We start from the raw sequence: 13,419 nt of genomic DNA on the forward strand, positions 1-13,419 counted from the left end.
GGGGTACGAGCCGGGCATCTAAGCCAATAGGCCGGGCAGCCGGGCGCACGACGTCGTCTCGCTCGACTCGGGCGGCCGTATCAGGGCGCTCACCCGAGGGCCAGCCCGCGATGAAAACAGGAGTCGGGAATCCCTTGCCACGCCGCTATCTATGCGCTTAACTTTGCTACGCACTTAAGCGCATAGATTTCCACGATCATCAGACGGATCGGCCAGGGTTCCCAAGCCAAAAGCGACTGTGACCCTTAGCCCACGGCTAGCCCCATGCGGAGCTGGCAGCGTCTCGTTTCCCCCAAGCGGGAACGCGCAGGGTGTTCTCGGAGTGCACCAACTCCGGGTCGGAGAGCAGCTAGACGCCCTCATGGGCGCAGCACCCGTCTTGGCGCATCTCACTTGCACACGACCCCGGTCGAGAAAAGAACTCTTTGACCTGTGACGACTCATGACTTGGAGACCACGGTGGGACAGTCGGTCCGCTCTGTTACGTACCTGGATCCGGAAGCTCCTGTGGAGGCGAGGGTCGAGGACCTGCTGCCCCAGATGAGCCTGGCGGAGAAGGTCGGACAGTTGTTGATGCTCGATGCTCAACACGAGGATCTGGTGGACATCGTGTCGACCAAGTTGGCCGGGTCGGTGCTGCACGTGCCTCCGGCGCGAATGTCCGAGGTCATGGAACTGAGCCAACAGACGCCGCTCAACATTCCGCTGCTGACGGCCGAGGACTGCATCCACGGCCATTCGTTCTGGCCTGGCGCGACGATCTTCCCAACTCAGCTGGCCATGGCCTGCACCTGGGATCCCTCCTTGTTGCAGCGTGTCGCCCGCGCGGCGGCGACCGAGATCTCGTCAACCGGAATCCACTGGACCCTGTCGCCGGTGCTGTGCATCACTCGGGACCTGCGCTGGGGCCGGATCAACGAGACCTTCGGCGAGGACCCCTACTTGATCGGCGAGCTCGGGGCAGCCATGGTGCGCGGCTATCAGGGGGACGGCGTCAGCGACCGTACCGCCGTGCTGGCATGCGCCAAACACTTCGCCGGCTACTCCGAGACTCTGGGTGGGCGCGATGCGAGCGAGGCCGACCTGAGCCCGCGGAAGCTTCGGTCATGGTTCCTTCCTCCATTCGAGCGGGCAGTGGGCGCCGGTTGCCGCACCTTCATGCTGGGGTACCAGTCGATAGACGGAGTGCCGATCACCGCGCATCAGTGGCTGCTCGACGACGTGCTCAGGCGCGAGTGGGGCTTCGCCGGCGTACTCGTGACCGACTGGGACAACGTCGGCCGGATGGTCTACGACCAGCGCATCTGCGCTGACCAGGTCGAGGCGGCGGCGGTTGCCGTCAACTCCGGGAACGACCTGATCATGGCCACACCAGCTTTCTTCGAGGCCGCGCAGGAGGCTGTAGCCCTCGGCCTGGTCGACGAGAAGCAGATCGATGATGCGGTACGGAGGGTTCTGCGGCAGAAGTTCGAGCTGGGGCTCTTCGAGGACCCTCGCCGTCCCGACCCCGAACGGCAAGCAAAGGTGATCGGCTGCCGTGAACACATCGACCTCAACCTCGAGACCACCCGACGTTCCCTGGTGCTGTTGCGCAACGACGGCGTCCTGCCTCTCGACGGCGGCCTGACCCCGGACGACACTGGCCGTGCCGCGGGCCAGGTGGCATCGCGGACGGTTGCGGTCATCGGCCCCAACGCTGACAGCCCCGAAGCCATGCTCGGCGACTGGGCGGGTGCCTCCGGCCAGGTCCGGTGGATGCCCGACGGACATCCACGCGAGTCGGTGGAGACGGTGCTCGACGGTCTTCGCGCCGTCGCGCCTGCTGACTGGACCGTCACGTACGCCCGCGGGGCCAACATCGACACCCTCGCCCCCCACGGCGAGTGGTCGATCGGGCCCGACGGCCAACCGCAGCCACCGGCTTTCATCCCCGCCGCGGTCGACAAGGCACAGCTTCGGGAGGCGACTGCCGCCGCGAAGGCCGCCGACTACGCCGTCGTCGTGGTGGGAGACACCATCGCCCTCACTGGGGAGGTGCGTTCCACGGCCACGCTTGACCTCCAAGGGGGCCAGATCGCGCTGCTGGACGCAGTCGCCGCCACCGGCACCCCCATGATCGTCGTCCTGATCCAGTCCAAGCCGAGCACCCTGCCGGAGTCGGCACTGAACGCGCCAGCACTCATCGAAGCGTTCAACCCGGGCATGCGCGGCGGTCGCGCCATCGCCGAACTCCTCCTCGGACTCATCGAACCCAGCGGCCGACTGCCAATCACGTTCGCGCGGCACGTCGGACAGCAACCGGTCTACTACAACCAAGTGCGAGGCCAGCACGGGGACCACTACGCGGACCTCACCCAGGACCCCCTATTCGCGTTCGGCGAGGGCCTCAGCTACACCACCGTCACCTACTCCGACCTTGTCGTGAACGACCCGGACGCCTGCCCTGACGGCGCCGTCAATGCCACGGTACGACTCACCAACAGCGGAACTCGTCCGGCTTTGGAAACGGTGCAGGCCTACGTCAGCGACATGACGACCAGCGTCACCTGGGCCGAACAGGAGCTGAAGGCCTTCACCCAGGTCGAGGTCCCTCCCGGCGAAAGTCTGGACGTCGACATCAGCATTCCTGCCTCGCAGTGCTCACTGGTCACAGCCGGCAACCGCCGCGTGGTCGAACCAGGCGAGTTCACACTCCGCGTGGGCCCCAGCTCACGCCGGGAGAAGCAGTTGAGCGCGGGATTCCGCATTTCATCAAGGGGTGGCCCTTGATCGGCGTGAACCCTTCAGCGGGTGACGTGCCGTGAGATCCACGGTGCTCCGTTCTCGTTCCACCGGCGGCGACGTCGGAGTTCTTTCGAAGCCGGGCTGCAGACGCGCGACCGGTCAGCGTGGGGCCAAAGGCGCCCCCAAACCTCCAAGGAGAAAGCACAGATGATCAATAGAAGAGCAACGATCACAGCCATCATGGGGATTGGCGTTGCCGGGCTCGCCTCGGGCTGTCTGTCCGCGGGAAGTACCAATAACTCGACCGGCAACGGCTCTGCTGCGACCGGCCCCGGCAAGAAGACCGTCTCGGTGATGTACGGCCTGGGTCCCGACAGCGAGCCCGCCTTCAAGGCCGACGTCTCGAACTGGGCCAAGCAGAACGGCATCACCGTGAACTTCATCAAGGCGGCTTCGTGGGACACCGAGATCCGCACCAAGGTCCAGGGCGGCAACCCCCCTGACGTGGGCCTTTTCCCCCAGCCGGGCCTCATGTGTGACCTGGCCAAGCAGGGCAAGCTCGTCCCGTTCGACGCCGCCACCGTCGCCACGAACAAGGAGACGCTCGTACCGGGCATCGTCGAGGCCGGCACGTGTGCCGACGGCAAGGTCTACGGCCTGCCCAACGAAGTGAGCGTCAAGAGCGTCCTGTGGACCGACGCGCCGGCCTTCAAGGCAGCCGGATACGCGGCACCCAAGACCCTCGACGAACTGCTCGCCCTCACCGAGAAGATCAAGGCCGAAGGCAAGACCCCGTGGTGCATCGCCGCCGAGTCCGGCGCCGCCACCGGCTGGCCGATCACCGACTGGATCGAGGACCTCGTCCTGCGTTTCGCCGGCCCCGAAAACTACGACAAGTGGGTCAAGGGCGAGCTGAAGTTCAACAGCCCCGAGATCAAGCCGGCATGGGAGTACTTCCAGAAGATCGCCTTCACGAAGGGCAACGTGCGCGGTGGCACGAAGTCCATCGTCGCGACGAACTTCCAGACCGGCGGCAACGCTATGTTCGCCCAGCCCCCGGGCTGCTACCTGTTCAAGCAGGCCACCTTCGTGGCCAACAAGGGCGGCTTCCCCGACGCGGTCATCGCCAAGGTCGACACCGAGACGGGTCCGCTGCCCTTCCCGGCCAAGACCGAGGGCGACAACCCCGTCCTCATCGGTGGTGACATCGCCGCCGCCTTCAACAACGACGCCAACACGCTCAAGCTGCGCAACTTCATCGCGAGCAAGGAGAACGGCGTCGAGCAGGCAAAGGCGGGCGCGTTCTCACCGCACAAGACGGCGGACGTGTCGCTGCTGCCGAACAAGACCCTCCAGACGATCGCCAGCGACGTGCTCTACAAGGCCACCGCCGCACGCTTCGACGGCTCGGACCTGATGCCCGCCAAGGTGGGGGCAGGCACCTTCTGGACCGAGCCCGTCAAGTGGATCTCCGGCCAGCAGGACCTCAACACGACGCTCACCAACATCGACGACAGCTTCCCGAAGACCGGCAGCTGACATCCGCCCGGCCTTGGGGGTGATCCATCGGTCACCCCCAAGGCTGCCAGCGCTCTGTCCCACTTCAGAGAGGAAGTGTCATGGCCATCAAGCTCGTGAACGCAGTGACCGCGATCGTCGGCGGTATCGGCGGCGCTGTCATCATCTTCTGGATCCTCAACAAACTGGCCGAGTCCCTCAAGGGCCGCTGGGAGGACCGCGTCAAACCGTGGATGTTCGCGGGGCCCGCGATCCTCGCGATCGCCGTCTACCTCATCTACCCGGCCATCGTCACCATCGAATACAGCTTCGCCAACGAGGACTCGACGGCGTACGTCGGCGTCAAGAACTACACCGACCTCGTCACCGACAAGACGTTCCTGTCCGTGATCACCAACAACCTCCTCTGGATCATCATCGTCCCGGCCCTGACCGTGGTGCTGGGCCTGGGCGTCGCAGTGCTCACGGACCGCCTACGACCCCGAGGCGAGAAGCTGACGAAGACGTTCATCTTCCTACCGATGGCCATCAGCATGGTCGGAGCAGCGACCATCTGGCGCACTATCTACGACTACCAGCCCGAGGGCGCGCCCCAGACCGGTCTGCTCAACGCGGTCCTGGGCTTCTTCAACCGAGCCCCGGTGTTCTGGTACGGCACGAGCACCCTGCACCTCAACAGCCTGATGCTCATGATCATCCTGATCTGGACCCAGGTCGGGTTCTCCATGGTGCTGCTGTCGTCGGCGGTCAAGAGCGTCCCGGAGGACACCGTCGAGGCCGGCCGCATTGATGGCGCGGGGGAGCGGCGGATCTTCTTCAACATCATCGTCCCGCAGATCTGGCCGACGGTGATCACCGTCTTCATCACCGTGCTCATCGGCGTCATGAAGGTGTTCGACGTCGTGTACGTCACGACCAACGGCGCCTACAACACCGACGTCATCGGACGCCGCTTCTACGACGAGCTCTACACCCAGGGCAACAACGGGTACGCGGCCGCCATCGTCGTCATCCTCCTGATCGCGATCATCCCGGTCCTGATCTACCAAGTCCGTCACTTCCGCCAAGAGGAGGCTGCACGATGACCACAACAGTCCAGCCCGGAACCGGAACGCCTGCCGACGAACCGCAGAAGGTGCGCCAGAGCAAGCCTGGCAGCGGTGCTGGCAGCGCGACCTGGCCAGTGCGTGTCGGCCTGCTCATCCTGTGCATCGCCTGGGTGGTCCCTGCGCTCGGGATGCTCGTCAACTCGTTCCGTCCACGTGACGACCAGTTCTCCTCGGGGTGGTGGACGGCGTTCTTCAACCCGTTCAATTCCTCGTGGACGCTCCAGAACTACTCCCAGGCCCTGACCTCGCCCGCCGCCGGCATTCCCATGGGCCAAGCCTTCCTCAACAGCTTCATCGTGGCGCTCCCGGCGACGGTGATACCGATCCTCATCGCTGCCTTCGCCGCGTACGCGTTCACCTTCATGAAGTGGCGCGGTCGGGACCTCATGTTCATCGTCATCGTGGGCCTGCTCGTCGTGCCCAGCCAGGTGGCGTTCGTGCCGCTCGTGAAGCTGTACGGCAGCCTTGGCCTCAACGGGACCTTCCTTGCCGTGTGGCTCGCGCACATCGGGTTCGGGATGCCTCTCGCCATCTACATCCTGCGCACCTACATGTCCGGACTGCCTACCGCCATCATCGAGTCCGCCAAGATCGATGGCGCCAGCCACTTCACCACGTTCTGGCGCCTCATCATGCCGATGTCCACCCCCGCGCTGGCGTCATTCGCGATCTTCCAGTTCCTCTGGGTCTGGAACGACCTGCTCGTCGCGCTGATCTTCCTGGGACGAGGCGACAACACGGTCGCGACCGTGGCACTCCAGGGCCTGCAGGGACAGACCGGAGCAGGACGCGAGCTCATCCCCGCAGCAGGGTTCATCACGATCATCGTGCCGATCCTCGTCTTCCTCGCACTCCAGCGCTACTTCATCCGAGGCATGACCTCGGGCGCGGTCAAGGGCTGAGGTGGGACCGCCCGATGTCAGCCATGACCCAATCAACCCGCCCAGCGCCAGACTGCGCCGCAGCAACCTCCGCCTCGCGGAGCAATACTGCGGTCTCGATAGGCGGTGCAGAACCAGTGGATACTCCGTCGGGGACTTCTGCTGCGGGTGATCATGCCGTGATATATCAGCTCGACTCCGGAGCGGAAACCGAACCAGGAACGCCGACCTCGTACGAGGGATTGCAGTCGGCGCGCACGCAGCCCGGCAACCCGCACACACCCGGCACGCCCACGGTCAGGGATGTGGCGCGGATCGCTGGAGTGAGCATCGCAACGGTCTCGCGCGTCGTGAACGGGAATCCACACGTCCGCGACACCACCCGCGATGCTGTGCTCCACGCGATTGCCTCCCTGGGGTATGAACGCAACGAGGCTGCGGCGTCGATGAGACGGAGACACAAGGGAGCGCTGCGCGTTGACACGGAGGCCCTCAGTCCAAGAGCTGTTGACTCAGAGCCGGAGCAAATGTTGAACGCCTCACCAACGCCCTTCTCCAGGAGCTAGATGAGCGAGCACCTGTTTCCGAAGTACCACGTGCGCCCACCCGCCGGGTACATGAACGACCCGAATGGTCCGATCCTCGTCGGGGACGTCGCCCACCTCTATTACCAGTACCGGCCTACCCTCGACCTTGCCTCGCCGGTCCTGTGGGGCCATGTCACCAGTACAGACCTCGTGCACTGGGACTACCACAGGCCGGCGATCGCCCCGCATCCGCAGCTGGGCGACCGGGGTGGGTGCTGGTCCGGGAACACCGTCCTCGACGACTCGTCCCTCGTGCGGGCGTTCTACTCCGGAAACGTCACCGGCGAGCCGCTCCAACGCACCCTGATGGCCACCTCCAGCGACGGCGGCTACTCCTTCGCGTCGCCGCGCGAGGTCGTGGAGAGTCCAGCTGAAGCGGAGAACATCGAGGTCCTGCGCGACCCGTTCGTGTGGCACGACGGACCCACCTGGCGGATGGCCCTGGGTGCCGGCACCTCCGATGAGACCGCCATGGTTCGGCTCTACGAGTCCGACGACCTCGAAACCTGGGCGTACGCAGGCCCCCTACTAAGAATGCCTCGGACGAGGACCGATGGATGGGACTCAGGCGCCATGTGGGAGTGCCCCCAGATACTGGTCGTCGACGGTCAGCTCGTCGCGCTCGTCGGGTCCTGGTCGCCGACCGAGGGCATCATGAACGTCCTCTCGGTCGCAGCCCCGGACCCTAAGGACGGCCCGGAGGTGAAGGCGTCGGCCGTGCACTTGGTCGACCACGGCCCCAACTTCTATGCGGCATCGGCCCTTGGCCAGAGCCCTTACGGCCCACTCGTCTGGGGTTGGGCGACGGAGGGACGCTCCCCGGAGTGGTGCCTCGAGGACGGCTGGTCGGGGATGCTCACCCTTCCTCGCGCTGTCTCTCTCCGGCCTGACGGCGCTCTCTCCAGTGCGCCGCTTGCGCAGATGTCGACATTGCGGGTGGAGCAGACAGGTCAGGACGTGCCCGGAAGCCTCCACGGACTCGGGGCCCAGTTCGAGCTCTTGCTGACCCCCCTGTCTACCGTTGCAGGCGACGCATGCATCCTGCGCCTGCACTTCGGGCAGGATGAGTACCTCGAACTCTGCGTTGACTACGGCGCGAACAGCGTCACGATCGATCGCGAGCATGCGAGCAACGACGCCAGGGCCGACGGAGGCGTGATCACCCTCACCGACCTCGGCGAACTGCGTTCTGCCGACGGCATCGTGGGGTTCGTAGACGGATCCATCCTCGAGCTCTTCCTCCCCGACGGACGAGTAGCAACGACCAGGTTCTACCCAACCAACCCACCGCCATGGTCGCTGGAGCTGACCGGACACGAGCAGCCCCAAGTACGCGTATGGGAGTTGACCAGCTCGCATCGCTCCCCGCACGAGACGGGCGGGATGGCAGGAACAACTGGTGGCGGCTTGCAACCATCGAGGCGGGAACAAGCCAGCAACACCTCGTGATACTGGTCGTGCCCGGACGCTTTCACTGCTTCACTCCGCCGCCTGAGGGCGACGGCTCTTGGCTGTACGAACTGTCGGCTTCGGAACTAGTCGTGCCGACTACTTACTCTCGGGTCCGAAGCCGGTCATGCGAATCAGCTTGGCCGGTACACCGCCGACGATCGCTCCGGCCGCGACGTTCTTGGTGACGACGGCCCCGGCGCCGACGATGGCGCCGTCGCCGATGGTCACGCCCGGCACGACTGTCACTGCGGCGCCGAGCCAGACCTGGCGGCCGATGACGATGGGAGCTGGCGTCATGTCGGCGCGCCTGCCCGGGTCGACGCTGTGGTTCAGGGTCGTGAGCGTGCTGCCGTGGCCGATGAGGCTGCCATCGCCGATCGTGATACCGCCAGTGTCCTGAAAACGGCAGCCCACGTTGATGAAGACGTCCTTGCCGAGGGTGAGGTTCTTGCCGAACTCGCTGTAGAACGGTGGGAACACGGTCACGGACTCGTCCACTGGCTTGCCGGTGAGTTCTGCCAACAGGAGCCGGACCTCGTCCGGGGTGCGGTACGCGCCATTCAGCTCTGCCAGGATGCGCAGCGCGTCCTGGGAGGCGGCGTGCATGAACCGGTGCGCGGGCGAGCCGCCCTCGATGAGCGCGCCGCTGTTGACGTGCTCGAGGAACTCGTGCAGCTCCATGGTCAGGCTCCTGTCCGTTGGGGGAGAAGGGTGATCAGAGCGTCGCGGTGTCAATGACGAACCGGTAGCGCACGTCGGAGGCGAGCACGCGCTGATACGCCTCGTTGATCTTGCCGGCAGGGATGACCTCGATCTCGGCCCCGATGTGGTGCTCGGCGCAGAAGTCGAGCATCTCCTGGGTTAGGGCAATGCCGCCGATCATCGACCCAGCGAAGGAGCGACGCCCACCGATGAGTGAGAACACGTTGACGCGCAGCGGATCTGCTGGCGCGCCGACGTTGACCAGCGTGCCGTCAACGGCGAGCAGCCCGAGGTAGGCGTCGAGGTCGATGGACGCGCTCACGGTGTTGACGATGAGGTCGAACTCGCTGGCGAGCTGCTCGAAAGTCGACGGGTCAGAGGCGGCGAAGTAGTGGTCCGCGCCGAGGCGCAGCCCGTCCTCCTGCTTCTTCAGCGACTGCGAGAGCACGGTGACCTCGGCGCCGAGGGCGTGGGCGATCTTGACGGCCATGTGGCCGAGACCGCCGAGACCGACCACGGCGACCTTTGTGCCCGGGCCGGCGTTCCAGTGCCGCAGCGGGGCGTAGGTGGTGATGCCGGCGCACAGCAGAGGAGCCGCAGCGGCCGGGTCGAGGCTCGCGGGCACGCTCAGGACGTAGTCGGCGTGGACCACGACGTGAGTCGAGTACCCGCCCTGCGTCGTGGTCCCGTCGCGGTCGGTCGCGGCGTACGTACCGACCATGCCCTTGACGCAGTACTGCTCATCCCCGCGCGTGCAGTTGGAGCACTCACCGCACGAGTTGACCATGCAGCCCACCCCGACACGGTCACCGACCTGGTGGCGGGTGACGTCGGTGCCGACCTCGGTGACAAGGCCCACGATCTCGTGGCCGGGGACGACAGAGAAGGGCTGCGGGCCCCAGTCGCCGTTGACTGTGTGGATGTCGGAGTGGCAGATGCCGGCGAACTCGATCTGGATGAGGATGTCGTTGGCGCCGACCTCACGACGCTCGATGGTGGTCGGGGCCAAGGGCTGGCCGACGGATGGAGCTGCATAGGCGTTGACGCGCAAGGGAATTCCTTCGTTCGGGAGAAGCGAGGGGCTGGGGATGGTTGGGGGCGTTGGGCTCAGGCGCCGTACTCGGCGTCGGTGACGTGGTCGAGCCAGGCCACGACCTGGCCCTGGTCGTCGGCTTCCTGGATGGCGACGTGCGCCATGAACCGGTCGGAGGTGGCACCGTGCCAGTGCTCCTCGTTCGGCTCGATGTAGACGACGTCGCCGGGACGGATCTCCTGCGTCTCGCCGCCGCGTCGCGCGACGTACCCGACGCCGTCGGTGACATAGAGGGTCTGCCCCTTCGGGTGGCTGTGCCACGCGGTCCGCGCGCCGGGCGTGAACCGGACGTGCGCGCAGCCCACGGCCGACTGCTCGTCGGGATTGCGTATGCCGTCGATGAAGACGGTGCCGGTGAACCAGTCCGCCGGCCCCACGGCGGTCTGACCGCCGCTCTGGATGAATTGCATGAGTGGTGCACTTCCTTCGTGTCAGGTCCAGGGCGCGCGAGGCGCTGCCCGGAACTCGGAGCAGGTGCGTGGGGTATGCCGCCGCGAGGCTGGAGCGGCGGCATGGCTCTACCGCTTGCTGGCTCGCTTGAGCTCGTCGGCCAAGGTGCGGGCCTCGCCCGACAGCAGCTCGGCACGGCCCTCGTCACCCGCGGCCACGGCGTGCCAGTAGTCGATCTTCAACGCCACGTAACGTTGCCGGAGGACGAGCTGCTTGGCCTCCGACTCCAGTCGACGCTGCTGCCCTGTGAGCAGCTCGATCTGCTCACTGGCGGCGGCTGGGCCCATCTGCCCGTTCGCGACGTATTTGCGCATGTCGCCCACGGACATGCCGGTGGCCGCGAGGCAGGCCACCCACATGATCTGGTCGAGGTCCTCCTCGCCGTACACGCGGTGCCCACTGCTTGCCCCACGGCCGACCGGGGCGATGACCCCGATGGATTCGTAGTACCGGAGCGTGCTGGCCGGCAGGCCGGTCAACGCTGCGGCCTCCTTGATGGTGTAGTCGTGGCGGGTGGTCATGGCGCTCATGTCCACAACGCTAGGAACTTCAAGTACTTGAAGTCAAAGCCTGCGAGGCAGCGAGTTCACGCACCGCATACCCGATGGTGCTCCCGTTCTTGCTCGAGAACGGTGTGGACGCAGGAGCTCGATTGGCCACGCGCCCAATTCGCCGCGTGCCGGCGCGGTGTCATTACTGATACTGGAGTATGCGTGCGGTGCCCTCTCCGAGCCGCGATGTCAGCCCAGGGTGAACTTGACGGCGGTGAGAGCGGCAGCAACAGTGCCCACATGGCTGACGAAGTCCAAGGCGTCGATGTCTCCGAGCGTCAGGTGCACGCAGAGGCAACGTATGAGCGCCTTTTCGGGCCGCGAGACGTGAGTGCGCCCGACGACGACCCAGAGCTGATGCGCGTCCTGCGCGGGTTCATCTTCGGAGACGTCTTCGACACCGGTGCCCTGGACGACCAAGCCCGTGAACTCATCACAGTCACCGTGTTGGCCTGCCTGCAGGCACTGCCGCAGCTGACGTCCCACACGGGCGCCGCGCTCAACGTCGGTGTCGGGCCCGTTGCCATCCGTGAGGCCGTGTACCAGTTGGCACCGTTCATCGGTTTCCCCCGCACCCTCAACGCCGTCGCCACGATCAATGAGGTCTTTCGGGCACGCGGGATCCCGCTACCGTTGCCGGAGCAGGGCACCGTCACCGACCAGAACCGATACGAGAAGGGCCTTGCCGTCCAGGAGCCCCTGTACGGCAACGAGATCAAGGAGAATCTGGCGGATCTGCCCGAACCGTTCAACACAGCACTTCCCCGATTCCTCACTGAGTTGTGCTTCGGCGACTTCTACACGCGGGACGGACTCACCCTGGCCCAGCGCGAACTGCTGGTGCTTTGTGCGCTGGCAACCATCGGGGACACCGCCGCACAGCTCGGCCCCCACGGCCGCGCCTGCCTCCAAACCGGCAACACTAAGGCCGAGGTGGTCGGCGCCCTGGTCCACTGTTTCCCCTACATCGGCTTCCCGCGCGCGGTCGCGGCGCTCCGGGCGGTCAAGGACCTGTAGACGCCTGCCCGCAGGCCCCGCTTGGCCACGGGTGAGGGTGTGTCATATCGGCGAAGCAGCCGCGTCACACCGCCTGTCGGCGCCGCTCGACGGGGGCGAGGCGACGAGCAGATACTCCAGGTCAGGCTCCGGTGAGACCGTCGACCTCCACGCCTATCGAGTGCCTCTCGCGCACAGCTGGTGTGCGGACTCGGGGCCGGTGTTGACTGGTATACGAGCGCACGTGCGCATGAAGCGGAACTCGAAAGCCACAGGCAGGAGAGGGCGATGCCGGATCCAGAGATCGTTGCAGCGATGCAGTACATGCAGGAGCAGCGCAACCAGCAGGTGATCGACCATCTCGTGAACGAACCGCCACCGATCCCTCATCCGACCTTTGCCGATGCGATCGCTGCTCGAGACTGGCCCAAGGACACCAGACCGCCGTTGAGTCAGGACGAGCTTCAGGCTGCGATCAAGATCCTCGAGGGTGCGACAGGGCAGCCACCCTCGGAGACGTTGACCATGATTGTCCGCGAGGAAGGTGGTGGAGCTAGCCCGGGCGGTGTATCAGGTGGACAAGCCGGAGGCGGCACGGGCTTCGGAGGTATTCCTATGGGCGGCACTGGTCTGGGAATGCCGCGCTCTCCAATCCCTGACGGGAAGGACGTTTCCACCGAGGTGTTCCTTCACTGGCTCACGGACCCTATGAGTACACCGTTCAACCAGCCGGAGGTCTCCTTAAGCGCGAAGGAGAAGCTCGCGGCCATAACTGCCGCCATGCCTCAAGCCAAGTCCGCGGCGCACCTCAAGCGACTCCAGTCGCTGCAGGCGATCTACTACTACCAAGCGCGCAATGAGGCGGGGCAGACATGAGCCCAAGCGACTAGCCGAACTATCGCTCGGCGAACGCTCCCGTGCACGTCTCAAGGTCGCGTCGTCGGCACTGCACCCTTGAGGGGCGCTGACCTTGACTAGCACTCCTTCGGCCACAGGAACGTGCGTCAAATCGCCGCATGACGACCAAGCTGGCGGGGCATATGCAGCACTCGTAGCGTGCACCTTTCGCGTCATCGCTTCCGGGGCGCTCCGCGTTCCCACCAATCGACCACCGGACGCTCAAGGATGATGTTCGCCGCCAGCTCAGGGTCACGAACGTTGCAGAACTTCCACAGTTCTTTCGCCGCCCGCGAATACTGGAACAGGGCTTGGTCAACGTCGAAGGCATCCGACTCGCCGCCGCGGAAGCGATCAATCGCATCGCCCACGCGCTGTACCAGGACAGCTAACTGGCTCTCGTGGTAACGCCACGGCGTCTCGAGCGGCTTGTCGGTCGGACTTGGTGGACACTATTTG

At 65.5% G+C, this 13,419-nt stretch carries 13 protein-coding genes; 8 read left to right on the forward strand and 5 right to left on the reverse strand.

Going from position 1 to position 13,419, the window contains the following annotated elements:
* Nucleotides 1–540: 540 nt before the first annotated feature.
* The 6 genes from AC1DYG_RS17825 (at nt 541) to AC1DYG_RS17850 (ending at nt 8,268) form a co-directional block, all read left to right on the forward strand.
* The gene (locus AC1DYG_RS17825; RefSeq protein ID WP_477641240.1) at nt 541–2,769 is read left to right on the forward strand and encodes a glycoside hydrolase family 3 N-terminal domain-containing protein; all 2,229 of its coding nucleotides are present in this window, start codon (nt 541–543) and stop codon (nt 2,767–2,769) included.
* 195 nt (nt 2,770–2,964) lie between these two features.
* Nucleotides 2,965–4,263 carry an ABC transporter substrate-binding protein gene (locus tag AC1DYG_RS17830; RefSeq protein WP_477641204.1) on the forward strand — a complete coding sequence of 433 codons (1,299 nt, stop codon included), beginning with the start codon at nt 2,965–2,967 and terminating at the stop codon, nt 4,261–4,263.
* An 80-nt stretch (nt 4,264–4,343) separates the two neighbouring features.
* Nucleotides 4,344–5,327, forward strand: a complete 984-nt coding sequence (locus tag AC1DYG_RS17835; protein ID WP_477641205.1) for a carbohydrate ABC transporter permease — start codon at nt 4,344–4,346, stop codon at nt 5,325–5,327.
* Nucleotides 5,324–6,253, forward strand: a complete 930-nt coding sequence (locus AC1DYG_RS17840; protein WP_477641206.1) for a carbohydrate ABC transporter permease — start codon at nt 5,324–5,326, stop codon at nt 6,251–6,253. Before AC1DYG_RS17835 ends, AC1DYG_RS17840 begins: the two co-directional genes overlap by 4 nt.
* A gap of 23 nt (nt 6,254–6,276) precedes the next feature.
* On the forward strand, nt 6,277–6,798 hold the full coding sequence (locus tag AC1DYG_RS17845) for a LacI family DNA-binding transcriptional regulator (protein ID WP_477641241.1): 522 nt from the start codon (nt 6,277–6,279) through the stop codon (nt 6,796–6,798).
* Nucleotides 6,799–8,268, forward strand: a complete 1,470-nt coding sequence (locus AC1DYG_RS17850) for a glycoside hydrolase family 32 protein (RefSeq protein ID WP_477641207.1) — start codon at nt 6,799–6,801, stop codon at nt 8,266–8,268. It begins immediately after the preceding gene.
* Between the two features lie 99 nt (nt 8,269–8,367).
* Here the strand turns inward: AC1DYG_RS17850 and AC1DYG_RS17855 are convergent, their stop codons facing one another.
* From AC1DYG_RS17855 to AC1DYG_RS17870, 4 genes are all read right to left on the reverse strand, one after another.
* Complete coding sequence (locus tag AC1DYG_RS17855; protein ID WP_477641208.1) at nt 8,368–8,952, reverse strand: DapH/DapD/GlmU-related protein; 585 nt, start codon at nt 8,950–8,952, stop codon at nt 8,368–8,370.
* Nucleotides 8,953–8,986: 34 nt separating this feature from the next.
* Complete coding sequence (locus AC1DYG_RS17860) at nt 8,987–10,030, reverse strand: NAD(P)-dependent alcohol dehydrogenase (RefSeq protein WP_477641242.1); 1,044 nt, start codon at nt 10,028–10,030, stop codon at nt 8,987–8,989.
* 50 nt (nt 10,031–10,080) lie between these two features.
* Complete coding sequence (locus tag AC1DYG_RS17865) at nt 10,081–10,476, reverse strand: (R)-mandelonitrile lyase (RefSeq protein ID WP_477641209.1); 396 nt, start codon at nt 10,474–10,476, stop codon at nt 10,081–10,083.
* Nucleotides 10,477–10,584: 108 nt separating this feature from the next.
* Nucleotides 10,585–11,046 carry a MerR family transcriptional regulator gene (locus AC1DYG_RS17870; RefSeq protein WP_477641210.1) on the reverse strand — a complete coding sequence of 154 codons (462 nt, stop codon included), beginning with the start codon at nt 11,044–11,046 and terminating at the stop codon, nt 10,585–10,587.
* 261 nt (nt 11,047–11,307) lie between these two features.
* Between AC1DYG_RS17870 and AC1DYG_RS17875 the strand changes: the two genes are divergently transcribed.
* A complete protein-coding gene (locus AC1DYG_RS17875) occupies nt 11,308–12,084 on the forward strand; it encodes a carboxymuconolactone decarboxylase family protein (RefSeq protein WP_477641211.1) in 777 nt (258 codons plus the stop codon).
* Between the two features lie 267 nt (nt 12,085–12,351).
* Entirely contained in the window at nt 12,352–12,939 is a 588-nt protein-coding gene (locus tag AC1DYG_RS17880) for a hypothetical protein (RefSeq protein WP_477641212.1), read from the forward strand.
* 194 nt (nt 12,940–13,133) lie between these two features.
* On the opposite strand, the gene AC1DYG_RS17885 is transcribed toward AC1DYG_RS17880, so the two are convergent.
* Nucleotides 13,134–13,331, reverse strand: coding sequence for a hypothetical protein (locus tag AC1DYG_RS17885; protein WP_477641213.1), 198 nt, complete (start codon nt 13,329–13,331; stop codon nt 13,134–13,136).
* Nucleotides 13,332–13,419 lie beyond the last annotated feature (88 nt).

It is taken from the genome of Pedococcus sp. P1_H8 (assembly GCF_056405175.1).

Coding starts and splice junctions, on each gene's coding strand:
- AC1DYG_RS17825 (WP_477641240.1), top strand. CDS start 541: ATGAGCCTGGCGGAGAAGGTCGGACAGTTGTTGATGCTCGATGCTCAA.
- AC1DYG_RS17830 (WP_477641204.1), top strand. CDS start 2,965: ATGGGGATTGGCGTTGCCGGGCTCGCCTCGGGCTGTCTGTCCGCGGGA.
- AC1DYG_RS17835 (WP_477641205.1), top strand. CDS start 4,344: ATGGCCATCAAGCTCGTGAACGCAGTGACCGCGATCGTCGGCGGTATC.
- AC1DYG_RS17840 (WP_477641206.1), top strand. CDS start 5,324: ATGACCACAACAGTCCAGCCCGGAACCGGAACGCCTGCCGACGAACCG.
- AC1DYG_RS17845 (WP_477641241.1), top strand. CDS start 6,277: ATGACCCAATCAACCCGCCCAGCGCCAGACTGCGCCGCAGCAACCTCC.
- AC1DYG_RS17850 (WP_477641207.1), top strand. CDS start 6,799: ATGAGCGAGCACCTGTTTCCGAAGTACCACGTGCGCCCACCCGCCGGG.
- AC1DYG_RS17855 (WP_477641208.1), bottom strand. CDS start 8,952: ATGGAGCTGCACGAGTTCCTCGAGCACGTCAACAGCGGCGCGCTCATC.
- AC1DYG_RS17865 (WP_477641209.1), bottom strand. CDS start 10,476: ATGCAATTCATCCAGAGCGGCGGTCAGACCGCCGTGGGGCCGGCGGAC.
- AC1DYG_RS17870 (WP_477641210.1), bottom strand. CDS start 11,046: ATGAGCGCCATGACCACCCGCCACGACTACACCATCAAGGAGGCCGCA.
- AC1DYG_RS17875 (WP_477641211.1), top strand. CDS start 11,308: ATGGCTGACGAAGTCCAAGGCGTCGATGTCTCCGAGCGTCAGGTGCAC.
- AC1DYG_RS17880 (WP_477641212.1), top strand. CDS start 12,352: ATGCCGGATCCAGAGATCGTTGCAGCGATGCAGTACATGCAGGAGCAG.